The sequence below is a fragment of the Pyxidicoccus sp. M15 genome (assembly GCF_056858435.1).
This window is the reverse complement of sequence record NZ_CM166495.1, coordinates 5,239,461-5,266,205: the sequence shown is the minus strand read 5'-3', so window position 1 is coordinate 5,266,205 and position 26,745 is coordinate 5,239,461. Positions and strand designations below refer to the sequence as shown.

Sequence of the window (26,745 nt, the reverse complement as noted above, 5' to 3'; positions counted from 1 at the left end):
GGACCCGCTGGCCACGTTCCCGTGGTCGCGGGTCTCCGTGTTTCGACCGCCTCGCGCGGTCTGCCCATCGAGAATCGTCATGGCCCGTCGCCCCACACCCCCTTTCTCCACGCTCATCGACCTCCTCGAGTCCCGGACCGCGCAACAGGCAGACCAGCGGCTCTACACCTTCCTCGACGACAGCGGCGCGGAAGAGGGCACCGCCAGCTACGCGCAGCTGGAGCTGCGGGCGCGGCAGATTGGCGCCGCGCTCCAGGAGGCGGGGGCCACGGGCCAGAGCGCGATGCTGCTCTATCCGCCGGGCATGGAGTACATCGCGGGCTTCTTCGGCTGCCTCTACGCGGGCACCGCGGCGGTCCCCGCCTACCCGCCGGACCCGACGCGCATCGAGCGGACCCTGCCCCGGCTGCGCGCCATCATCCAGGACGCGGGCGCCACCGTGGTGCTCACCAACTCCTTCATCCTGTCGATGGCGGAGTTCTTCTTCGAGCAGGCGCCGGAGTTGAAGGCGCTGCGCTGGATTGCCACCGACGCGCTCCCCGAGGACGCGCACACGACGTGGCGCCGGCCGGACGCGGGCCCGGACACGCTCGCCTTCCTCCAGTACACCTCCGGCTCCACCGGGACGCCCAAGGGGGTGATGCTCAGCCACGCCAATCTGCTGAGCAACCTGAAGCTCATCTCCCACGCCTTCCAGACGCGGGACGACAGCGCGGGCGTCATCTGGCTGCCGCCCTACCATGACATGGGGCTCATCGGCGGCATCCTCGAGCCGCTGTACCACGGCTTCCACACCGCGCTGATGTCGCCGCTGAGCTTCCTCAAGCGGCCCTTCCTGTGGATGGAGGCGCTGACCCGCTACGGCGGCACCATCAGCGGCGGTCCCAACTTCGCGTTCGACTTGTGCGTGCGCAAGGTGACGGCGGAGGAGCGGCAGACGCTGGACCTGAGCCGCTGGGAGGTCGCCTTCTGCGGCGCGGAGCCCATCCGCCAGGAGACGCTGGACCGCTTCACCGAGGCGTTCGCCCCCTGTGGCTTCCGGCCCGAGTCCTTCTATGCGTGTTACGGCCTCGCCGAGGGCACGCTCATCGCGTCGGGTGGCCTGAAGGGAGCGGGGACGCGCGCGACCACCCTGCGCGCCTCCGCGCTGGAGCAGGGCCGGGCGGAGCTCGCGGAGGTGGGGGAGAGCGGAGCCCGCGTCCTGGTGAGCTGTGGCACCAACCTGCCCGACCAGGACCTGCTCGTCGTCAACCCCGACACGCTGCGGCCCTGTGCCTCGGGAGAGGTGGGCGAGGTGTGGCTGCGCGGCCCCAGCGTGGCGCGCGGCTACTGGCGCCGCCCGGAGGAGTCCGCGGCGACCTTCGGCGCGCACACGTCCGACGGCCAGGGGCCGTTCCTGCGCACCGGCGACCTGGGCTTCCTGCGCGAGGACGGCGAGCTGTTCGTCACCGGCCGGCGCAAGGACCTCATCATCCTGCGCGGGCGCAACCACTACCCGCAGGACATCGAGCTGACGGTGGAGCGCAGCCACCCGGCGCTGCGCCCGGGCTGCGTCGCCGCGTTCTCCGTGGAGGTGGAGGGCGAGGAGCAGCTCATGGTGGTGCAGGAGGTGGACACCCGCCGGCTCACGTCCGTGGACGAGGTGGTGGGCCAGGTGCGCCAGCGGGTCGCGGAGCTGCACGAAGTGCAACTCCACACGCTGGTGCTCGTCGAGCCCGGCAGCATTCCCAAGACGTCCAGCGGCAAGATTCAGCGACAGGGGACGCGCGCGGCCTTTCGCGCCAGTGAGCTGCGCGAGGTGGCGCGCTGGCAGGTGGGCTCCGCCAGTGCGCCGGTGGAGTCGTCCGCGCAGAACATGCCCGCTCCGGCGGAGCAGGCCCCCACCACGCCCGATGCACTCGCGGGCTGGCTCGCCGACATCCTGAGCCTGCGGCTGCGGGTGCGGCGCGACGAGGTGTCGCTGGAGGCGCCCATCACCCGCCTGGGCCTGGACTCGCTGGCCGCCGTGGAGCTGGCGAACGAGCTGGAGCGCGCGATGGGCGTGGCCGTGCCCATGGAGCTGCTGCTGCGCGGGCCCAGCGTGAGCGAGCTGGCGCGCGAGCTGCTCGCGCTCCAGGCGAAGGCGGGCCGGACGCCCCGCGGCGTCATCCCCCACCTGCCGCACGAGGGCCGGGCTCCGGCCTCGTTCGCGCAGCAGCGGCTGTGGTTCCTCGACCAGCTGGAGCCGGGCAGCCCCCTCTACAACATCCCCGCCGCCATCGAGCTGGAAGGCGCGCTGGACACCGGAGCGCTGGAGCACAGCCTCGCGGAAGTGGTCCGCCGGCACGAGTCGCTGAGGACGACGTTCCGCGGTGAGCGCGGCCAGCCCGTGCAGGTGTTCGCCCCCACGGACGCGCTGCGCCTGGCGGTGGTGGACCTGGAAGCGGTGCCCGCCGGAGAGCGGCAAGCGCACGCGCTGCGGCTCGCCACGGAAGAGGCCCAGCGCTCCTTCGACCTGGAGCGCGGTCCGCTGGCGCGTGCCACCCTGCTGCGGCTGGAGGAGCAGCGGCACGTCCTGCTGGTGACGATGCACCACATCGTCTCCGACGGCTGGTCCATGGGCGTGCTCGTGCGCGAAGTCGCCGCGCTCTACGAGGCCCACGCGGCCGGCAAGCCGTCACCGCTGCCGGAGCTGTCCGTGCAGTACGCGGACTACGCGGTGTGGCAGCGGCAGTGGCTCCAGGGGGAGGTGCTCGACACGCAGCTCTCCTGGTGGAGGAAGCAGCTCGCGGGAGCGGCGGGCGCGCTGGAGCTGCCCACGGACAAGCCTCGCCCGGCGGTGCAGTCGTTCCGGGGCGCCACGGTCCCCGTGCGCCTGCCTCGCACGCTGGTGGACTCGCTGAAGACGCTATGTCGCGACGAGGGCGTCACCCCCTTCATGGTGCTGGTGACGGGCCTCCAGGTGATGCTGGCCCGCTACTCGGGACAGGACGACGTGTCCGTGGGCACGCCCATCGCCGGCCGCGGCCGTCCCGAGCTGGAAGGGCTCATCGGCTTCTTCGTCAACACGCTGGTGGTGCGCTCGCACGTCGACGGCGCCCTCACCCTCCGCGAGCTGCTGGCTCGCGTGAAGGAGACGACGCTCGGGGCCTACGCGCACCAGGACGTCCCCTTCGAGAAGCTCGTCGAGGAGCTGCAGCCGCAGCGTGACCTGAGCCGCTCGCCCCTCTTCCAGGTGATGCTCGCGCTGCAGCCGGACGTGGTGCCGTCGCTGCGCCTTCCCGGACTGGCCCTGCGCCCGCTGGAGGTGGACGGCCGCACGTCCAAGTTCGACCTGACGCTGGCCCTCGCAGAGACCGCCGAGGGACTGGTGGGCACGCTGGAGTACTGCACGGACCTGTTCGAGGCCGCCACGGCCGAGCGCATGGTGGGCCACTTCCAGGTGCTGCTCGAGGCGCTGTGCGCGAGCCCCGAGACGCGCGTGGGCGCCCTGCCCCTGCTCTCCACTCCCGAGCGCCAGCGCCTGCTGGGTGACTGGAGCCACGGCGGCGCCGAGCCCCATTCTTCCTCCGCCCTGCACTCCCGCTTCGAGCAGCAGGCCCTCCGCACTCCCGACGCCACCGCCCTCGTCGTCGGCCACCAGCGCCTCACCTACGCCCAGCTCGACTCCCGCGCCAACCAGCTCGCCTGGCACCTGCGCTCCCTCGGCGTCGGCCCCGAGGTCCCCGTCGCCTTCTGCCTCGAGCGCAACGAGTGGCTTCCCCTCGCCATCCTCGCCATCCTCAAGGCCGGCGGCGCCTACGTGCCCCTCGACCCGGCCTACCCCGCGGAGCGCCTCGCCTGGTCCTTCCACGACTCGCGCAGCCCCCTGCTTCTCACCCAGCGCTCACTGGCCGCGTCCCTGCAAAGCCTCGGTGCTTCCGCCACCCTGCTGCTGGATGAGGCGCAGTCCTGGGCGCACCTGCCGACGCACCAGCCGCCCTGCCTCAACTCCCCCTCTCACCTGGCCTACGTCCTCTACACCTCCGGCTCCACCGGCAGGCCCAAGGGCGTCGCCCTCTCCCACCGCAGCGCCTCCGCCTTCGTCTCCTGGGCCCTGGAGACTTTCACTCCGTCGCAGCTGGCCGGCGTCCTCGCCGCCACCTCCGTCTGCTTCGACCTCTCCGTCTTCGAGCTCTTCGCGCCTCTGTCCTGCGGCGGCCGCGTCTACCTCGCCGACAACGCCCTCGCCCTGCCCTCGCTACCGGCCGCGTCCGAGGTGACGCTCGTCAACACCGTGCCTTCCGCCATGGCGGAGCTGGTGCGCCAGCGCGCCCTTCCCGCTTCGGTGCGCACCGTCAACCTCGCCGGCGAGCCGCTGCCCGCGCCTCTCGTCCACGCCCTCTACGCGCTGGGCACCGTCGACGCCGTCAACAACCTCTACGGCCCCACCGAGGACACCACCTACTCCACCTGGACGACGGCTCCCCGCGACGCCTCCCGTCCTCCCACCATTGGCCGGCCCCTGCCCGGCACCCACGCCTACGTCCTCGACTCGCGCCTGCAGCCGGTACCCGTCGGCGTCCCCGGCGAGTTGTACCTGGCCGGCGCGGGCCTCGCCCGCGGCTACCTCGGCCGGCCCGACCTCACCGCCGAGCGCTTCGTGCCGGACCCCTTCAGCACCGAGCCCGGCGCACGCGCCTACCGCACCGGCGACAAGGTGCGCTGGCTGGCCAACGGCGAGCTGGACTACCTGGGCCGCATCGACTTCCAGGTGAAGGTGCGTGGCTTCCGCATCGAGCTGGGGGAAGTGGAAACCGCGCTGCTGCGCGACGCGCACGTGCGCGACACGGTGGTGACGGTGCGTGAGGACGTGCCCGGCGACAGGCGCCTGGTGGCCTACGTCGTCGCCCACGAGGGCCGCACCCTCGACGTCGGCGCCCTGCGCGCCACGCTCAAGCAGGCGCTGCCCGAGTACATGGTGCCCGCCGCCTTCGTCGTGCTGCCCGCCATGCCCCTCAACCCCAACGGCAAGGTGGACCGCAAGGCCCTCCCCGCGCCGGAGGCGGGACGCTCCGAGGACTCCCAGGAGTACGTCGCCCCGCGCACGCCGCTGCAGGAGGTGCTGGCCGGCATCTGGGCCGAGCTGCTCCACGTGGAGCGCGTCGGCATCCACGACAACTTCTTCAACCTGGGCGGCCACTCGCTGCTCGCCACGCAGGCCCTCTCGCGCGTGCGTGAGGCGCTCCATGTGGAGCTGCCGCTGCGCACCTTCTTCGAGTGCCCGACGGTGGCGCTCCTCGCGACGCGGCTGGAGTCCACCTCCCAGCACACCGGCGCGAGGGAGCCGGGCCTGCGGCCGATGAAGCTTCAGGGCCCGGTGCCGCTGTCGTTCGCGCAGCAGCGCTTGTGGTTCCTGGAGCAATTGGAGCCGGGCACTGGCCTCTACAACATCCCCGCCGCGGTGCGGCTGGAGGGCACGCTGGACGTGGCGGCCCTGGAGCGCAGCCTCCAGGAAGTGCTCCGCCGGAACCCGGCGCTGCGGACCGTCTTCACGACGGGCGAGCAGGGCCCGGTGCAGCAGGTGCAGTCCGAAGCGTCGCTGCGCATCCACGGCGTGGACCTCCGCTCGCTGCCCGCCGAGGCTCGCGAGGCCTCGTGGCGGAAGCAAGCCCATGAGGAGGCGCTGCGGCCCTTCGACCTGACGCGCGGACCGCTGGTGCGCGCCACGCTGCTGCACCTGGAAGACCCGTCGTACGTGCTGCTGCTGACCCTGCACCACATCGTCACCGACGGTTGGTCGATGGGGCTCATCGTCCGCGAGCTGGCGGCCCTCTACGCCGACTTCACCTCCGGAAAGACCCCGGCACTGCCAGAGCCCGCGCTGGAGTACACCGACTACGCGGTGTGGCAGCGCGAGTGGCTCCAGGGCGACGTGCTGGAGCGGCAGATGGGCTGGTGGCGCCAGCACCTCGAAGGCGCGCCGCGCGTGCTGGAGCTGCCCACCGACAGGCCCCGGCCGCCGGTGCAGACCTACCGCGGCTCGCACCTGCCCGTGCTGCTGCCGCGCGGGCTCTCCGACTCCATCAAGGCGCTGGCCCAGCAGGAGGGCGTCACGCCCTTCATGGTGCTGCTGGCCGCCTGGCAGGTGGTCCTCGCGCGCCATGCGGGCCAGGATGACGTGTCCGTGGGCACCCCCATCGCCGGCCGCAATCGCGCCGAGGTGGAGGGGCTCATCGGCTGCTTCGTCAACACGCTGGTCCTCCGCACGCGCCTGGACGGCAATCCGACCTTCCGTGAGCTGCTCGGCCGCGTGCGCGAGACCACGTTGGGCGCCTACACCCATCAGGACGTGCCCTTCGAGAAGCTCGTCGAGGAGCTGCAGCCCGAGCGCGACGCGAGCCGCTCGCCGCTCTTCCAGGCGATGCTCGTCCTCCAGAACGCGCCCATGCCCGAGCTGACGCTGCCAGGGCTGACCCTGAGCGTGCTGCCCGAGGAGCGCACGGCGAAGTTCGACCTGACGCTGACCTTCACGGAGACCCCCGAGGGCTTCGCGGGTCCGCTGGACTTCAACACCGACCTGTTCGACGCCTCCTCGGTGGAGCGGCTGTTCGGCCACCTGCGCACCCTGCTGGAGAACGCTGTCTCCGCGCCCCAGCGCCGCCTGTCCGAGCTGCCCATGCTCTCCGGCCGGGAGCACTCGCGCGTGGTGGCTGACTTCAACGCCACTGCTGTGCCCTACGCACGCGACGCGTCCGTTCACCAGCTCTTCGCCGAGCAGGCCGCTCGCACTCCCGACGCCCTCGCGCTCGAGTCCGACGAAGGCACCCTCACCTACCGTCAGCTCGACGAGCGCTCCAACCAGCTCGCCCGCCACCTGCACGCCTCCGGCGTCTCTCCGGGCTCCATCGTCGCCCTGTGCCTCGGCCGCTCCCTCGACATGGTCGTCGCCACCCTCGCCATCCTCAAGGCTGGGGCTGCGTACCTCCCTCTCGACCCGGCGTACCCGCCCGAGCGTCTGTCCTTCATGCTCGCCGAGTCCGGCGCCGCCGTCCTCGTCACCTCCGACGCCCTCGCTGATGAACTGCCCGCCCAGGGCCTCATGCTCGTCTGCGTCGACGCCGATGAGAGGGCCATTACCCGTCAGCCGACTACTGCGCTGGATGCGTACGTGCGTCCCGAGTCTCTGGCGTACGTCATGTTCACCTCCGGCTCCACCGGCCGGCCCAAGGGCGTTTGCGTGCCTCACCGCGCCATCGTCCGTCTGCTGTGCGGCTCCGACTTCGCTTCCTTCGGACCCCAGCACTCCTTCCTCCAGTTCGCCCCCATCTCCTTCGACGCCTCCACCTTCGAAGTCTGGGGCGCGCTGCTTCACGGCTCGCGGCTCGTCCTCTTCCCCAACCGCACGCCCTCCCTCGAAGAGCTGGCTTCCTTCATCTCCTCGCGCCGCATCACCACCGCCTGGCTGACGGCCGCTCTCTTCGACCAGATGGCCGCCTTGCACCTGCCCGCGCTGGACGGGGTGGAGCAGCTGCTGGCTGGCGGCGACATCCTGCCCCCGGGCCGCGTGAAGGAGCGCCTGTCTCGGGGCCGCCGCCTCATCAACGGCTACGGCCCCACCGAAGGCACCACCTTCTCCGCCTGCTACGTCATGGACGACGTCGCCCAGGTGGGCACTTCGGTCTCCATCGGCAAGCCCATCTCCAACACCCAGGTGTTCCTGCTGGATGCGCAGATGCAGCCGGTGCCGGTGGGCGTACCCGGTGAGCTGTTCATCGGCGGCGACGGCCTCGCGTGGGGCTACCTGCGTCGGCCCGAGCTGACGGCGGAGAAGTTCGTTCCGCATCCGCTGAGCACCGAGCCCGGCGCTCGCCTGTACCGCACCGGCGACATTGCCCGCTGGAAGGAAGACGGCACGCTGGAGTTCTTCGGACGCCGTGACTCGCAGGTGAAGGTGCGTGGCTTCCGCATCGAGCTGGGCGAAGTCGAAGCGGCCATTGCCCGCCACTCCTCCGTGCGCGAAGTCGTCGTCGTGGTGCGCGAGGACGTCCCTGGCGACAAGCGCCTCGTCGCCTACGCCACCGCCCAGGAAGGCGCGGCACTGCCCGACTCCTCCACTCTGCGCACGTTCCTCAAGCAGCACCTCCCCGACTACATGCTGCCGGCCGCCTTCGTCCCCATGGACGCGCTGCCGCTGTCCTCCAACGGCAAGGTGGACCGCAAGGCCCTGCCTTCTCCGGATGGCTCGCGCGAGGTGCTGGGCAGCACGTTCATCGCGCCGCGCAACGCGGTGGAGCAGACGCTCGCGACCATCTGGGCGCAGGTGCTGCGCCGCGAGCAGATCGGCATCCACGACAACTTCTTCGACCTGGGCGGCGACTCCATCATCAGCCTCCAGGTCATCGCCCGCGCCCGTCAGGCCGGCCTGCAGCTCAGCCCGCAGCACCTGTTCCAGCACCAGACCATCGCCGAACTGGCCCCCCTGGCCGTTCAGGCCCAGGTCTCGCGCGACGAGCAGGGCCTCGTCACCGGCGCGGTGCCGCTCACTCCCATCCAGCACTGGTTCTTCGACTGGCGGCTGCCCGAGCCCCATCACTTCAACCAGCACGTCCTCGTCTCACTGCACCAACGTCCGGACCCCGCCCAGCTCGAGCGCGCCCTCAACCTGCTCGTCGAGCACCACGACGCCCTGCGCCTGCGCTTCGAGCGCTCCGAGTGCGGTGAGTGGAGCCAGTCCCTCGCCGCGCCGCAGCCGCTGCGCCTCCAGCGCTTCGACCTGTCGTCGTTGCCCGAGGACGCGCAGCGCGCCGCGCTCGAAGCCGAGGCCTCCCGCCTCCAGACGTCCTTCCGCCTCGACGAGGGCCTGCTGCTGCGCGTGGCCCTCTTCGACCTCGGCGTGACCAAGCCCCAGCGCCTGCTGCTCGTCGCACACCACCTCGTCATCGACGGCGTCTCCTGGCGCATCCTCCTGGAGGACCTCGACTCGGCCTGCAAGGCGGTGCTCGCCGGCCACCAGCCGTCGCTCCCCGCGAAGACCACTTCCTACAAGACGTGGGCCGAGCGGCTCGTATCGCATGCTGTCTCGCCCGCGCTCGCGAGCGAGCTGAACCTGTGGCTCGAGGCCTCGGGCCCGAGCCAGCCGCTCCCCGTGGACTTCCCCCAGGGACAGAACTCCCTGGCCTCCGCGCGGACCGTCTCGGTGCGCCTGAGCGCCGAGGAGACCCGACTCCTGCTCCAGGAGACGCCCACCTCCTGGCGCGCGCACATCAACGACGTGCTGCTCACCGCGCTGGCCCAGTCCCTGGGCCGGTGGTCCGGTCAGTCGCAGCTGCTCGTCGACGTCGAGAGCCACGGCCGCGACCACGCCTTCGACGACGTGGACCTGTCGCGCACCATCGGCTGGTTCACCACCATCCTCCCGGTGCGCCTCCAGACGCCCACCGAGGGCCGGACCCTGGGCGACGCGCTGCGCGCCAACCGCGACACCGTGCGCCGCATGCCCACGCGCGGCCTGGGCCATGGGCTGCTGCGCCACCTGAACCCCGAGGCCTCCGAGCGCCTGCGCGCCCTGCCCTCGGCGCAGGTCCTCTTCAACTACCTCGGCCAGTTCGACGCCGTGGGCGAGGGCGCGGCCTTCGCGCTGGCGCCCGAGTCCGGCGGCTCCCCCATGGGTGAGCAGGGCGAGCGCCGTCACCTGCTCGAAGTGAGCGGCATGGTGCTCGGCGGTGAGCTCGAGGTGAAGTGGAGCTACAGCGAGGCACTGCACTCGCGCGCCACCGTCGAGTCGCTCGCCCAGGACTTCGCGCGGGCCCTTCGCTCGCTCGTGGAGCAGCGCCACTCCGAGGACAGCCGCCGCTTCACGCCTTCCGACTTCCCCCTGGCCGGGCTGGACGTCCCCACGCTCGCGCGGGCCCAGCAGCTCCACCCGCGACTGGAGGACCTCTACCCGCTGTCCCCCATGCAGCAGGGCATGCTCTTCCACGCCCTGATGACGCCCGACGTCGGCGTCTACTTCGACCAGATCCACTGGTCGCTCAACGCCCGGCTGGACCTGGACGCCTTCCACCGCGCCTGGGAGGCGGTGGTGGAGCGCCACGCCATCCTCCGCACCGCGTTCCTGTGGGAGGGCATGGCCGAGCCGCTCCAGGTGGTGCAGTCCCGCGTGGACCTGCCCTGGCAGCTCCTGGACTGGCGCGCCCATGACGCCGCCGCGCAGCAGGAGCACCTGGACGGGTACCTGCGCGAGGACCGCGCGCGGGGCTTCGACCTGGCTCACGCCCCGCTGATGCGGCTGGCGATGATGCGCCTGGGGGACTCCTCCTGGCGAATCGTCTGGAGCTTCCACCACCTCCTGCTGGATGGCTGGAGCGTGGGTCTGGTCCTCCAGGACCTGTTCGCCTTCTACGACGCCCTCACCCAGGGCACGGCGCCCCAGCTCTCGCGCCCGCCCGCGTACCGCGAGTACCTCGGCTGGCTGAAGCGCCAGGACCTGGGACGCGCCGAGGCCTGGTGGCGCAAGGCGATGGAGGGGTTCTCCGCGCCCACGCCCATGCCCGCCGCGGATGGCCGGCACACCGAGCCGTCCACGGCCACCCGGGGACTCGGTGAGAGCGAGCTCTGGCTCACACCGGAGGCCACCTCCGCGCTGCAGACCTTCGCCCGCCAGCACCAGCTCACCGCCAACAACGTCGTCCAGGCCGCCTGGGCCCTGCTGCTGTCCCGCTACAGCGGCGAGTCCGACGTCGTCTTCGGCACCACCGTCGCCGGCCGTCCTCCCGAGCTTCACGGCGTCGAGTCCATGGTCGGCCTGTTCATCAACTCGCTGCCCGTGCGCGTCCGCCTCGACGACTCGCTGCGCGTGCTGCCCTGGCTCCAGTCCCTCCAGGCCTCTCAGGCCGAGATGCGCCAGCTCGAGCACACCCCGCTCGTCCAGGTCCAGGGCTGGAGCAGCGTGCCCCGCGGCACTTCTCTCTTCGACAGCCTCTTCGTCTTCGAGAACTACCCCCTCGACGCCTCCCTCAAGGAGCGCGCGCGTCACCTGGAAGTGGGCGAGGTCCGCTCCGTCGAGCGCACCAACTACGTGCTCACGGCGCTCGCCCTGCCCGGGGAGAAGCTCCACCTCAAGCTGCTCTTCGAGACCTCGCGCTTCGACCGTGGCACCACGGAGCGCCTGCTCGCGCACTGGCGTGGGCTCATCGATGCACTGGTGACTGGCGCGCAGCGGACGCTGGGCGAGCTGTCCATGCTCTCCGCCCAGGAGCGCAACCGCGTCGTGGCCGACTTCAACGCCACTGCTGTGCCCTACGCACGCGACGCGTCCGTCCACCAGCTCTTCGCCGAGCAGGCCGCTCGCACTCCCGACGCCCTCGCGCTGGAGTCCGACGAAGGCACCCTCACCTACCGTCAGCTCGACGAGCGCTCCAACCAGCTCGCCCGCCACCTGCACGCCTCCGGTGTCTCTCCGGGCTCCATCGTCGCCCTGTGCCTCGGCCGCTCCCTCGACATGGTGGTCGCCACCCTCGCCATCCTCAAGGCTGGGGCCGCCTACCTCCCGCTCGACCCGTCGTACCCGCCCGAGCGCCTGTCCTTCATGCTCGCCGAGTCCGGTGCCACGGTCCTCGTGACGTCGACGGCACTCGCCCGTGAGCTGCCCGCGAACGAGCTGCGCGGCGTGTGCGTGGATGCGGACTCCGCCGCCATCACTTCCCGTTCCGCGGCTCCGGTGGACGCGCACGTTAGCGCCGAGTCTCTGGCGTACGTCATGTTCACCTCCGGCTCCACCGGCCGGCCCAAGGGCGTGTGCGTGCCTCACCGCGCCATCGTCCGCCTCGTCTGCGGCTCCGACTTCGCCTCCTTCGGGCCCCAGCACTCCTTCCTCCAGTTCGCCCCCATCTCCTTCGACGCCTCCACCTTCGAAGTCTGGGGCGCGTTGCTGCACGGCTCGCGGCTGGTCCTCTTCCCCAACCGCGCGCCTTCGCTGGAGGAGCTGGCCTCCTTCATCTCCTCGCGTCGCATCACCACCGCCTGGCTGACGGCTGCTCTCTTCGACCAGCTGGCCGCTTCCCACCTGCCCGCTCTGGACGGCGTGGAGCAGCTGCTGGCCGGTGGCGACGTGCTGCCTCCGGGCCGCGTGAAGGAGCGCCTCGCGCGGGGTCGCCGCCTCATCAACGGCTACGGCCCCACCGAAGGCACCACCTTCACCGCCTGCCACGTCATGGATGACGTCGCCCAGGTGGGGACGTCGGTCTCCATCGGCAAGCCCATCTCCAACACCCAGGTGTTCCTGCTGGATGCGGGCGGCCAGCCTGTTCCCGTGGGCGTGCCCGGTGAGCTGTTCATCGGCGGCGACGGCCTGGCTTGGGGCTACCTGCGCCGGCCCGAGCTGACGGCCGAGAAGTTCGTCCCCAACCCCTTCAGCACCGAGCCCGGCGCGCGCTTGTACCGCACCGGCGACATCGCCTGCTGGCGCGCGGATGGCACGCTGGAGTTCTTCGGCCGCCGCGACTCGCAGGTGAAGGTGCGTGGCTTCCGCATCGAGCTGGGTGAAATCGAGGCCGCGCTGGCCCGCCACCCGTCTGTGCGCGAGGTGGCCGTGCTGGTGCGCGAGGACGTGCCCGGAGACAAGCGCCTCGTCGCCTACGCCACGGCGCAGGCGGGCACGTCGCTGCCCGACTCCGCCACGCTGCGCACGTTCCTCAAGCAGCACCTGCCCGAGTACATGCTCCCGGCCGCCTTCGTCCCGATGGGGGCCATTCCGCTCACGCCCAACGGCAAGGTGGACCGCAAGGCCCTCCCGACTCCGGACGGCTCGCGTGAGCTGCTGGGCAGCACGTTCGTGGCGCCGCGCAACGCGGTGGAGCAGACACTCACGTCCATCTGGGCACAGGCCCTGCGCCGCGAGCAGGTCGGCATCCACGACAACTTCTTCGAGCTGGGCGGCGACTCCATCATCAGCCTCCAGGTCATCGCTCGCGCCCGTCAGGCCGGGCTCCACCTGACGCCGCGCCAGCTCTTCCAGCACCAGACCATCGCCGAGCTGGCACCGCTGGCCGCACAGGCCCAGGCCTCGCGTGACGAGCAGGGCGTCGTCACCGGCGAGCTGCCCCTCACCCCCATCCAGCACTGGTTCTTCGACTGGCAGTTGCCCCAGTCCCACCACTTCAACCAGCACGTCCTGCTCTCGCTCCACCAGCGCGTCGCCGCGGAGCACCTCGAGCAGGCCCTCAGCAAGCTCATCGAGCACCACGACGCCCTGCGCCTGCGCTTCGAGCGCTACGAGTCCGGCGCGTGGCACCAGTCCCTCGCCGCGCCCCAGTCCTTCTCCGTGCAGCGCGTCGACCTGTCCTCGCTGTCCGAGGACGCGCAGCGCGCCGCGCTGGAAGCGGAGGCCTCGCGCCTCCAGGCGTCCTTCCGGCTCGATGAGGGCGTGCTGCTGCGCGCGGCCCTCTTCGACCTGGGCGCGCAGAAGCCCCAGCGCCTGCTGCTCGTCGCGCACCACCTCGTCATCGACGGTGTCTCCTGGCGCATCCTCCTGGAGGACTTCGACGCCACCCTGAAGGCCCTGACGTCCGGCCAGCGGCCCGCGCTGCCTCCGAAGACCACGTCGTACAAGGCCTGGGCCGAGCGGCTCTCCAAGCATGCCGTCTCGCCCGCGCTCGCGGGTGAGCTGGACCTGTGGCTCGAAGCCTCGGGCCTCCAGCAGTCGCTGCCCGTGGATTTCCCCGAGGGCCAGAACTCGCTGGCCTCCACCCGCACCCACTCGCTGCGGCTCGACGCGGAGCAGACCCGGCTGCTGCTCCAGGACACGCCCACCGCCTGGCGCGCGCACATCAACGACGTGCTGCTCACCGCGCTGGCCCAGGCCCTGGGCCAGTGGTCCGGACAGTCGCGGCTCCTCGTGGACCTCGAAGGCCACGGTCGCGAGCACGCCTTCGATGACGTGGACCTGTCGCGCACCGTCGGCTGGTTCACCTCCATCGTCCCCGTCGCCCTCCAGGCCTCCACCGAGGGCCGGAGCCTGGGCGACGCGCTGCGCGCCAACCGCGACACCGTGCGCCGCATGCCCACGCGCGGCCTGGGCTACGCGCTGCTGCGCTACCTGAACCCCGAGGCCTCCGAGCGCCTGCGCGCGCTGCCTCCGGCCCAGGTCAGCTTCAACTACCTCGGCCAGTTCGACACCGTGGCCGAAGGCGCGGCCTTCGCGCTGGCGCCCGAGTCCGGTGGCTCGCCGCAGGGTGAGCAGGGCGAGCGCCGCCACCTGCTCGAAGTGAGCGGCATGGTGCTGGGTGGCCAGCTCGAGCTGACGTGGCACTACAGCGAGGCGCTGCACTCGCGCGCCACCATCGAGTCACTCGCCCAGGGCTTCGTGCAGTCCCTGCGCGCCCTCGTGGAGCAGCGTCACTCCGAGGACGCCGCGCGCTTCACGCCTTCCGACTTCCCCCTCGCACGCCTGGACGCGCCCCGCCTCCAGCGCGTGCTGGAGCGCTTCCCCAAGCCGGAAGACCTCTACCCGCTCTCCCCCATGCAGCAGGGCATGCTCTTCCACGCCCTGCTCTCGCCCTCCTCCGGCGTCTACTTCGAGCAGCTCGCGTGGCGCATCCACTCCCCTCTCGACCTTGGCGCCTTCCGCCGGGCGTGGGAGCTGCTGCTGGAGCGCAACGGCATCCTCCGCACCTCGTTCCTCTGGGACGGACTGGCCGAGCCGCTCCAGGTGGTGCACCCGCGCGTGGAGCTGCCCTGGCAGCAGCTCGACTGGCGCGAGCTGGCCCCCGAGGCCCAGCGCGAGCAGTTCGAGGCCTTCCTGCGCAATGACCGCGCCCAGGGCTTCGACCTGTCCCGCCCGCCGCTGATGCGCCTGGCGCTGATGCGTCTGGATGACTCCGTCTGGCAGATCGTCTGGAGCTACCACCACGTGCTGCTCGACGGGTGGAGCCTCGGCGTGGTGATCCAGGAGCTGTTCGCCCTCTACGAGTCCGCAGCTCGCGGCACCGCGTCGCGGCTCCCGAAGGGTGCGGCCTACCGCGACTACATCGCCTGGCTGCAGCAGCAGGACGCGGCCCAGGCCGAGGCTTGGTGGCGCAAGACGCTGGAAGGCTTCTCCACGCCGACGCCGCTGCCCGCGGACCGTCTGCCGGGACGCACGGGCTTCCAGTCGCAGGGCATGGGTGAGGCGGACTTCAAGCTCTCCGCCGAGTCCACCTCCACGCTGCAGGCCTTCGCCCGCCAGCACCAGCTCACCGCCAACAACGTCGTCCAGGCCGCCTGGGCCCTGCTGCTGTCTCGCTACAGCGGCGAGTCCGACGTCGTCTTCGGCACCACCGTCGCCGGTCGTCCTCCCGAGCTTCACGGCGTCGAGTCCATGGTCGGCCTGTTCATCAACTCGCTGCCCGTCCGCGTCCGCCTCGACGACTCGCTGCGCGTGCTGCCCTGGCTCCAGTCTCTCCAGGCCTCCCAGGCCGAGATGCGCCAGCTCGAGCACACCCCGCTCGTCCAGGTCCAGGGCTGGAGCAGCGTCCCCCGCGGCACCCCGCTCTTCGACAGCCTCTTCGTCTTCGAGAACTACCCGCTCGACGCCTCCCTCAAGGAGCGCGCCAGCGGCATGGACGTGCGGGATGTGCTCCCGCTCGACCAGACCAACTTCCCGCTCACGGCGATTGCGCTTCCGGGCGAGCAGCTCCACCTCAAGGTGCTCTTCGAGACCCAGCGCTTCGACGCCGGGACGGTGGACCGGCTCCTCGGCCACTGGAGCAACCTCATCGACGCGCTCGTGAGCGGCGCCGAGCTGCCGCTGTCCGCGCTGACGCTGCTCTCCAACGGCGAGCGCGAGCGCATCACCCAGGAGTGGAACGACACCGCCGCGCCCTTCCCGCGCGAGGTGTGCCTGCACGACCTCTTCGTCGCCCAGGCCCTGCGCACTCCGGACGCCATCGCCGCTGAAATCGGCGACGCCCGCATCACCTACGGCGAGCTGCACCTGCGCTCCAATCGCCTCGCCTGGCACCTGCTCGGCCTGGGCCTGCAGCCCGAGCAGAAGGTCGCCTTCTGCCTCGAGCGCTCCTTCGACCTGCTCGTCGCCATGCTCGGCATCCTCAAGGCTGGCGCCGTCTACGTCCCCATCGACCCCGACTACCCCGTCGACCGCGCCGCCTTCATGCTCAGCAACACCGGCTCGCGCGTGCTGCTCACGCACTCGCGCCTGCTGGGCCAGCTGCCCGAGTCCTCGCCCCAGACGCTCTGCCTCGGTGAGGGCGGCCTGGACTTGAGCACCGGCCGTGACGACACCCCCGTCACCGCCGTCCGCCCCGACAACCTCGCCTACATCATCCACACCTCCGGCTCCACCGGCCGGCCCAAGGGCGTCGCCGTCCGTCACGGCCCCGCCATCAACCTCATCCACTGGGTCAACTCCACCTTCCACCTGGGCGCCAGCGACAGGCTCCTCTTCGTCACCTCGCCCTGCTTCGACCTGTCCGTCTACGACGTCTTCGGCATCCTCGCGTCCGGTGGCACCGTCGTCATCGCAGGCGAGAAGGACATCAAGGACCCGGAGCGGCTCGCCTCGCTGCTCACCCAGCGCGGCATCACCTTCTGGGACAGCGCTCCCGCGGCCCTTCAGCAGCTCGTCGCCCACTTCGGCGAGGGCAGCCCGGCGCTGCGCCTCGTCTTCATGTCGGGTGACTGGATTCCTCTCACCCTGCCCGATGCCATCCGCGCTCGCTTCCCCAACGCGAATGTCATCAGCCTGGGTGGCGCCACCGAAGCGACCATCTGGTCCAACTTCTTCCCCATCGGCGCGCTGCAGCCTTCCTGGACGTCCATTCCCTACGGCCGTCCCATCCAGAACGCGCGGTACTACGTCCTCGACTCGCACCTGCAGCCGCTGCCGGTGGGCGTCGCCGGAGACCTCTTCATCGGCGGTGAGTGCCTCGCGGATGGCTACGCCAACGCGGCCGCGCTCACCGCGGACCGCTTCATCCCCGATCCGCTCAACCCGGTGGCCGGCTCGCGCATGTACCGCACCGGCGACCGCGCTCGCTTCTTCGCTGACGGCAACATCGAGTTCCTCGGCCGCGCCGACGCGCAGGTGAAGGTGCGCGGCTTCCGCATCGAGCTGGGTGAAATCGAGGCCGTCCTCGTCGAGCACCCCGCCGTGCGCGAAGTCGTGGTGGACGCCAAGGGCCCCGCCCGTGGCGACCGCCGTCTCATCGCCTACCTCGTCGCTCGTCCCGGCGAGACGCTGCCCACCGTCACCGAGCTGCGGCGCTGGGCCACGCGCAAGCTGCCCGAGTACATGGTGCCCTCGGCGTTCGTCACCCTGGACGCCCTGCCCGTCACCGCCAACGGCAAGCTGGACCGCAAGGCCCTGCCCGAGCCGGATGGCGCCCGCCCCACGCTGGAGCGCGAGTTCGTTGCTCCGAGCACGCCGGTGGAAGAGACGCTCGCGTCCATCTGGGCGCAGGTGCTGCGCATCGAGAAGGTCGGCATCCACGACAACTTCTTCGAGCTGGGCGGCCACTCGCTGATGGCCACCCAGGTGACGTCGCGCATCCGCGAGAGCCTGAAGGTCGAGCTCGCCCTGCGCGAGGTCTTCGAAGCGCCCACCGTGGTGGAGCTGGCCTCGCGCGTCGAGCGGCACCTGGCCGCGCAGCCCGAGACGGGCTCGGCGGCAATCGTGCCGGCGTCGTCCCTGGCCGCGGTGGCGCCCATCACCGCGCGGGCCCAGCCCGGGTCCACCTTCCCGCTGTCCTTCGCGCAGCAGCGGCTGTGGTTCCTCGACCAGCTCGAGCCCGGCAGCCCCTTCTACAACATCCCCACCACCGTCCGGCTGGACGGCCGGCTGGACGTGGAGGCGCTGGAGCGCTGCTTCCAGGCCCTCGTGCGCCGTCACGAGTCGCTGCGCACCACCTTCCGTGAGGACGTGGGCGGCCCCGTGCAGGTCCTGCACGCCGACGCCTCGCTGCCCCTGACGCTCGTGGACCTGGGCTCCGTGCCCGCCGCCGAGCGCGAGAAGGAGGCCCTGCGGCTCGCGGCCGACGAGGCGCTCAAGCCCTTCGACCTGGTGAAGGGCCCGCTGCTGCGCGCCACGCTGCTGCGGCTGGATGCGCAGCGGCACGTGCTGCTGCTGACCATGCACCACGTCATCTCCGACGGCTGGTCCATGGGCGTGCTGGTGCGGGAGATCGCCGCCCTGTACGACGCCTTCACCTCCGGCCAGTCCCCCGCCCTGCCCGAGCTGCCCGTGCAGTACGTGGACTACGCGCTGTGGCAGCGCGAGTGGCTGCGCGGCGACGTGCTGGAGCGTCAGCTCGCGTACTGGAAGCAGCAGCTCGACGGCGCCGCGCAGGCGCTGGAGCTGCCCACCGACAGGCCCCGCCCGCCGGTGCAGACCTTCTGGGGCGCCCACCATCCGGTGCGCCTGCCGCGCGAGCTGTCCCGCGCGCTGGATGAACTGAGCCGCCGCGAGGGCACCACGCCCTTCATGACGCTGCTGGCCGCGTTCCAGGTCCTGCTGCACCGCTACTCGGGACAGGACGACATCAGCGTGGGCTCGCCCATCGCCGGCCGCAACCGCGCCGAGCTGGAGGGGCTCATCGGCTTCTTCATCAACACGCTCGTGCTGCGCACGCGGCTCGACAGCACCGTCACGTTCCGCGACCTGCTGGCGCGCGTGCGCGAGGTGACGCTCGAGGCCTATGCCCACCAGGACATGCCCTTCGAGCGGCTGGTGGACACGGTCCAGCTCCAGCGTGACCTGAGCCGCTCGCCGTTCTTCCAGGTGATGTTCGTCCTGCAGAACGCGCCGCTGCCGGCGCTGGAGCTCTCCGGGCTCACCCTGCGCCTGCTGGAGCCCGAGGTCCGCACGTCGAAGTTCGACCTGACGCTGACCCTCTCCGACACGCCCGAGGGCTACGAGGGCGCGCTCGAATACAACACCGCGCTGTACGACACCGCGACCATCACCCGGATGGTCGGCCACCTGCGCTCGCTGCTGGAGAGCGCCGTCGCCCGGCCCGAGCTGCCGCTGTCCGAGCTGTCACTGCTCCCGCCCGAGGAGCGTCAGCGCATCACCCAGGAGTGGAACGACACCGCCGCGCCCTTCCCGCGCGAGGTGTGCCTGCACGACCTCTTCGTCGCCCAGGCCCTGCGCACTCCGGACGCCATCGCCGCTGAAATCGGCGACGCCCGCATCACCTACGGCGAGCTGCACCTGCGCTCCAATCGCCTCGCCTGGCACCTGCTCGGCCTGGGCCTGCAGCCCGAGCAGAAGGTCGCCTTCTGCCTCGAGCGCTCCTTCGACCTGCTCGTCGCCATGCTCGGCATCCTCAAGGCTGGCGCCGTCTACGTCCCCATCGACCCCGACTACCCCGTCGACCGCGCCGCCTTCATGCTCAGCAACACCGGCTCGCGCGTGCTGCTCACGCACTCGCGCCTGCTGGGCCAGCTGCCTGAGTCCTCGCCCCAGACGCTCTGCCTCGGTGAGGGTGGCCTCGACTTGAGCACCGGCCGCGACGACACCCCCGTCACCGCCGTCCGCCCCGACAACCTCGCCTACATCATCCACACCTCCGGCTCCACTGGCAGGCCCAAGGGCGTCGCCGTCCGCCACGGCCCCGCCATCAACCTCATCCACTGGGTCAACTCCACCTTCCACCTGGGCGCCAGCGACAGGCTCCTCTTCGTCACCTCGCCCTGCTTCGACCTGTCCGTCTACGACGTCTTCGGCATCCTCGCGTCCGGTGGCACCGTCGTCATCGCCGGCGAGAAGGACATCAAGGACCCGGAGCGGCTGGCCTCGCTGCTCACCCAGCGCGGCATCACCTTCTGGGACAGCGCTCCCGCGGCCCTTCAGCAGCTCGTCGCCCACTTCGCCGAGGGCAGCCCGGCGCTGCGCCTCGTCTTCATGTCGGGTGACTGGATTCCTCTCACCCTGCCCGATGCCATCCGCGCGCGCTTCCCCAACGCGAAGGTCATCAGCCTGGGCGGCGCCACCGAAGCGACCATCTGGTCCAACTTCTTCCCCATCGGCGCGCTGCAGCCTTCCTGGACGTCCATTCCGTACGGCCGTCCCATCCAGAACGCCCGGTACTACGTCCTCGACTCGCACCTGCAGCCGCTTCCGGTGGGCGTCGCGGGAGACCTCTTCATCGGCGGCGAGTGCCTCGCGGATGGCTACGCCAACGCGGCCGCGCTCACCGCGGACCGCTTCATCCCCGACCCGCTCAACCCGGTGGCCGGCTCGCGCATGTACCGCACCGGCGACCGCGCTCGCTTCTTCGCCGACGGCAACATCGAGTTCCTCGGCCGCGCCGACGCGCAGGTGAAGGTGCGCGGCTTCCGCATCGAGCTGGGTGAAATCGAGGCCGTCCTCGTCGAGCACCCCGCCGTGCGCGAAGTGGTGGTCGACGCCAGGGGCCCTGCCCGTGGCGACAGGCGACTGGTGGCGTACCTCGTGGCTCGCGCCGGCGAGACGCTGCCCACCGTCACCGAGCTGCGGCGTTGGGCCACGCGCAAGCTGCCCGAGTACATGGTGCCCTCGGCGTTCATCACCCTGGACGCCCTGCCCGTCACCGCCAACGGCAAGCTGGACCGCAAGGCCCTGCCCGAGCCGGACGGCGCTCGCCCCACGCTGGAGCGCGAGTTCGTTGCTCCGAGCACGCCGGTGGAAGAGACGCTCGCGTCCATCTGGGCGCAGGTGCTGCGCATCGAGAAGGTCGGCATCCACGACAACTTCTTCGAGCTGGGCGGCGACTCCATCATCAGCCTCCAGGTCATCGCTCGCGCCCGTCAGGTCGGCATCCACCTGACGCCGCGCCAGCTCTTCCAGCACCAGACCATCGCCACCCTGGCGCCGCTGGCCTCGCGGGCGCAGGCCTCGCGTGACGAGCAGGGCATCGTCACCGGCGAGCTGCCCCTCACCCCCATCCAGCACTGGTTCTTCGACTGGCAGTTGCCCCAGTCCCACCACTTCAACCAGCACGTCCTGCTCTCGCTCCACCAGCGCGTCGCCGCGGAGCCCCTCGAGCAGGCCCTCAACAAGCTCATCGAGCACCACGACGCCCTGCGCCTGCGCTTCGAGCGCTACGAGTCCGGCGCGTGGCACCAGTCCCTCGCCGCGCCGCAGCCCTTCTCCGTCCAGCGCGTCGACCTGTCCTCGTTGTCCGAGGACGCACAGCGCGCCGCGTTCGAGGCCGAGGCTTCTCGCCTCCAGGCGTCCTTCCGCCTCGATGAAGGCGTGCTGCTCCGCGTGGCCCTGTTCGACCTGGGCGCGCAGAAGCCCCAGCGCCTCTTGTTCGTCGCGCACCACCTGGCCATCGACGGCGTCTCCTGGCGCATCCTTCTGGAGGACCTGGGTTCCGTCTTCACCGCGCTGATGACCGGCCAGCAGCCCGCGCTGCCTCCGAAGACCACGTCGTACAAGGCCTGGGCCGAGCGCCTCGTGGCGCACGCCGCCTCGCCCGCGCTCGCGGGTGAGCTGGACCTGTGGCTCGAAGCCACGGGCCCCCAGCCGTCGCTGCCCGTGGACTTCTCCGAGGGCCACAACTCCCTGGCCTCCGCGCGCACCGTCTCGATGCGCCTGAGCGCCGAGGAGACCCGGCTCCTGCTCCAGGAGACGCCCGCCGCCTGGCGCGCGCACATCAACGACGTGCTGCTCACCGCGCTGGCCCAGGCCCTGGGCCAGTGGTCCGGCCAGTCGCAGGTGCTCATCGACCTCGAAGGCCACGGCCGCGAGCACGCCTTCGATGACGTGGACCTGTCTCGCACCGTCGGCTGGTTCACCTCCATCGTCCCCGTCGCCCTCCAGACGCCTTCCGAGGGCCGGAGCCTGGGCGATGCGCTGCGTGCCAACCGAGACACCGTGCGCCAGCGGTCCGCCCGTGGCCTGGCCCACGGACTGCTGCGCTACCTGAACCCCGAGGCCTCCGAGCGCCTGCGCGCGCTGGCTCCGGCCCAGGTCAGCTTCAACTACCTCGGTCAGGTCGATGCCGGCACCACCGGCACGGAGCTGTTCGGCCTGATGACGGACCCCGCCGGTCCCTTCCATGGGGACCAGGGCGAGCGCCGCTACCTGCTGGAGGCCAACACCCACGTCCTCGGCGGTCAGCTCGAAGTCACCCTGAGCTACAGCGAGGCGCTGCACTCGCGCGCCACCGTCGAGTCGCTCGCCAGGGGCTTCGTGCAGTCGCTGCGCGCCCTCGTGGAGCAGCGTCACTCCGACGACGCCGCGCGCTTCACGCCTTCCGACTTCCCCCTCGCGCGCCTGGACGCGCCCCGCCTCCAGCGCGTGCTGGAGCGCTTCCCCAAGCCGGAAGACCTCTACCCGCTCTCTCCCATGCAGCAGGGCATGCTCTTCCACGCCCTGCTCTCTCCCTCCTCCGGCGTCTACTTCGAGCAGCTCGCGTTCCGCGTGCACTCGCCCCTGAACGTCGACGCCTTCCGTCACGCCTGGGAGACGCTGGTGGCGCGCACGCCCGCGCTGCGCACGTCGTTCCTCTGGGAGAAGGAAGGGCTGGCCGAGCCGCTCCAGGTGGTGCACTCGCGCGTGGAGCTGCCCTGGCGGCAGCTCGACTGGCGCGGGCTGAGCCCCGAGGCCCAGCATGAGCAGGTGGAGGCCTTCCTGCGCGAGGACCGCGCCCAGGGCTTCGACCTGTCACGCCCCCCGCTGATGCGCCTGGCGCTGATGCGCCTGGACGACTCCGTCTGGCAGATTGTCTGGAGCTACCACCACGTGCTGCTCGACGGGTGGAGCCTCGGCGTCATGCTGCCGTCGCTGTTCGCCGTCTACGAGGCCGCCGTCGCCGGCACCGAGCCCCGACTGCCCACCGCCCCCGGCTTCCGCGACTACATCGCGTGGCTGCAACAGCAGGACGAGGCGCGCGCCGAGTCCTGGTGGCGCGAGGCCCTCCAGGGCTTCACCGCGCCCACCCCGCTGCCTGGCGACCGTCGCCCGGGCCTGGCCGAGGCCGAGGTGCGCGGCCTGGAGGAGCGACAGCTCACCTTGACGGCCACCGCCTCCTCGGCGCTCCAGGCCTTCGCCCGCGAGCACCAGGTCACCCTCAACACGCTGGTGCAGGCGGCCTGGGCCCTCGTGCTCGGCCGTGCCAGCGGTGAGCAGGACGTCGTCTTCGGCACCACCGTCGCCGGCCGCCCGCCGGAGCTGCCCGGCATCGAGGGCATGGTGGGCCTGTTCATCAACTCGCTGCCGCTGCGCGTGCGCCTGCCGGAGTCGGAGCCCGTCGTCTCGTGGCTCCAGACGCTCCAGGCCCGTCAGGTCGCAGCCGGCCAGTTCGAGCACACGCCCCTGGTGCGCGTGCAGGGCTGGAGCAGCGTGCCGCGCGGCACCCCGCTCTTCGAGAGCCTGCTCATCTTCGAGAACTACCCGGTGGACACGTCGCTGCGCCAGCAGGCGCGCAGCATGGACATCCGGGACGTGCGCGCCTTCGAGCGCACCAACTTCCCGCTCACCGCCATCACCCACCCGGGCCAGGAGATGCTGCTCAAGCTCTCCTACGCGCCCGAGCGCTTCGACGCGGCCACCATCGACCGGCTGCTGTCGCACTGGCGCACCGCGCTGGAGGGAATCGTCGCCCGCGCCGGCCAGGCGCTGTGGGAGGTGTCGCTGCTGTCCACCGAGGAGCGCCAGCAGCTCCTGGTGGAGTGGAACGCGCCTCGCACCGAGTGGTCCGCGCAGTGCCTGCACACGCTCTTCGAGGAGCAGGCGGCGCGCACGCCCGACGGCGTGGCCGTGGAGTCCGAGGATGGAAGCTCGCTGAGCTACCGGGAGCTGGAGCAGCGCGCCAACCAGCTCGCGTGGCACCTGCGCTCGCTGGGCGTGAGGCCCGAGGTGCGCGTGGGCCTGCACCTGGAGCGCTCCGCCGAGTGGGTCATCGGCGTGCTCGCCATCCTCAAGTCCGGAGGCACCTACGTGCCGCTGGCGACGGGCTACCCGCGTGAGCGCGTGGCCACGATGCTCGCCACCGCGCCGGTGGCGGTGCTGCTCACGTCGGAGGCCCTGCGCTCCGCGCTGCCCGCGACGGACGCGAGCGTGGTGTGCCTGGAGTCCGAGTCCGCCTCCCTCGCGCGGCTGCCCGTCCAGGCGCCGCCCGCGCTGGCCACGCCCGAGCACCTCGCCTACGTCATCTTCACCTCCGGCTCCACCGGCCAGCCCAAGGCGACGCTGGTGGAACACCGGGGCGCGGCGAACACGCTGCGCCACACGGTGGAGGACTTCGGCGTCCAGCCCGGCACTCGACTGTTGCCGATGACGTCCATCGGCTTCGACGTGTCCATGCTGGAGCTGTTCGGCACGCTCGCGGGAGGCGGCACGCTGGTGCTGGCCTCGCGCGACGCGCTGCTACCCGGCCCGGACCTGGTGAGCGTGCTGCGTGAGCGCCACGTGCACGCCGTCGTGCTGGTGCCCTCCGTGCTCGCGGTGCTGCCGGAGCCGGAGCTGCCCGAGCTGCGCACCGTCATCACCGGCGCGGAGCCGTGCAGCGCGGAGCTGATGGACCGCTGGGCCGCCGGCCGCCGCTTCGTGAGCTGCTACGGCCCCACCGAGGCCAGCATCACCGCGTCCAGCGCCGTGTGCGCTCCGGGCTCGGGCCGTCCGACGCTGGGACGCCCGTACCCCAACGTGCCCCTCTACGTGCTGGACGCGCGGATGGAGCCGGTGCCCGCGGGCGTGGCCGGCGAGCTGTTCATCGGCGGCGTGGCCGTGGGCCGCGGCTACCTGGACATGCCCGAGCTGACGGCCACGAGCTTCGTGCCGTCGCCCTTCTCCACCGAGCCGGGCCGCCGCCTGTACCGCACGGGCGACGTCGTGCGCTGGCGCGCGGACGGGCAGCTCGAGTTCGTGGGCCGCCGCGACTCGCAGGTGAAGGTGCGCGGCTTCCGCATCGAGCTGGGTGAAGTCGAGGCCGTGCTGGCCACCCACCCGGCCGTGCGCGAGTCTGTCGTCGTGGTGCGCGAGCCCGCCCCGGGCCGCAAGCACCTGGTGGCCTACGCCACGCCGAAGCAGGGCCAGGCGCTCCAGGTGTCCTCGCTGCGCGAGTTCCTCGCGGACGCGCTGCCCGAGTACATGGTGCCCTCGGCCTTCGTGGCCCTGGACGCCTTCCCGCTCACGCCCAACGGCAAGGTGGACCGCAAGGCCCTGCCCACGCCGGAGGGCCTGCTGGTGTCGCAGCGCGAGTACGTGGCCCCGCGCACTCCCACCGAGGAGCTGCTGGCCCAGGTGTGGATGGAGGTGCTCGGCGTGCCGCGCGTCGGCGCGCAGGACGACTTCTTCGAGCTGGGCGGCCACTCGCTGCTGGCCACCCAGGCGCTCTCGCGCATCCGCGCCACGCTGGACGTGGAGCTGCCGCTGCGCGAGCTGTTCGAGTCCACCACGCTGGCGGCGCTGGCCGCGAAGCTGGACGCCGTCGTGCGCGAGGGCCGCTCGGCCCCGAAGGCTCCGGCGCTGGTGCCGCAGCCCCGCCCCGAGCAGACGCCGCTGTCGTTCGCGCAGCAGCGCCTGTGGTTCCTCGACCAGCTCGAGCCGGGCACGCCGTTCTACAACATCCCCGTGGCCCTGCGGTTCGAGGGCCCGGTGGAGCTGGAGGCCCTGCGGAGCACGTTCCGCGCGCTGTTCCAGCGCCACGAGGCCGTGCGCACCACCTTCGAGGTGCGAGGCGCCGGCCCCGTCCAGGTCATCCACCCCGTTCCCGAGCAGCCGCTCACCGTGGTGGACCTGCGCGAGCAGCCCGCCGCCACGCGCGAGGCCGAGGCCCAGCGCTTCGCCGTGGAGGAGGCGCTGCGTCCGTTCGACCTGGTGAAGGGCCCGCTGCTGCGCGCCACCCTGCTGCGGGTGGAGGAGCGCGTGCACGTGCTGCTCATCACCATGCACCACATCGCGTCGGACGGCTGGTCCATGGGCGTGCTGGTGCGGGAGATGGCCGCCCTCTACGAGTCGTTCCGCACCGGCCAGCCCTCGCCGCTGGCTCCGCTGCCCGTGCAGTACGCGGACTACGCGCTGTGGCAGCGCGGCTGGCTGCACGGCGAGGTGCTGGAGTCGCAGCTCGGCTGGTGGCGTGAGCAGCTCGAAGGCGCGCCGCGCGCGCTGGAGATGCCCACGGACAGGCCGCGTCCTCCCGCGCAGACCTTCCGCGGGACGCTGGAGACAGTGCGCTACCCGCGCGAGCTGACCGGAGCCATCCAGGAACTTGCGCGCCAGGAGGGCGTCACGCCCTTCATGGTGATGCTCGCCGCGTGGCAGCTCGTGCTGTCGCGGTACTCGGGCCAGGACGACATCGTCGTCGGCACGCCCATCGCCGGCCGCAACCGCGCCGAGGTGGAAGGCCTCGTCGGCTTCTTCATCAACAGCCTCGCGCTGCGCACGAAGCTCTCGGGTGACCCGACGTTCCTGGAGCTGCTGGGCCGGGTGCGCGAGACGACCCTGGGCGCCTATGCGCACCAGGACGTGCCCTTCGAGAAGATCGTCGAGGAGCTGGACCTCGAGCGTGACCTGAGCCGCTCACCGCTGTTCCAGGTGATGCTCACGTTCCAGAACACGCCCATCCCGGAGCTGTCGCTCCCCGGGCTGACGCTACGCCCGCTGCCGCTGGAGCGCCGCACGTCGCAGTTCGACATGAGCCTGTCGGTGGCAGAGACCTCGGACGGGTACTCCTGCACGATGGAGTACAACACCGACCTGTTCGACGACTCCACGGTGACGCGGCTGTTCGACCACCTGCGCACCCTGCTGGAGAACGCTGTCTCCGCGCCCCAGCGCCGCCTGTCCGAGCTGCCCATGCT

The 26,745-nt window shown here is 71.5% G+C and carries 1 protein-coding gene (cut by a window edge); it reads left to right on the top strand.

Features of this window, described 5'->3' with window-relative positions; genetic code table 11:
• Positions 1–79: 79 nt before the first annotated feature.
• Positions 80–26,745: the 5' portion of a non-ribosomal peptide synthase/polyketide synthase gene (locus ACX9TP_RS19975; protein ID WP_482981305.1), read on the top strand. 15,352 nt of this gene lie beyond the right edge of the window; 26,666 of the gene's 42,018 nt are visible here — the first part of the coding sequence; the start codon lies at positions 80–82; the stop codon falls past the right edge of the window.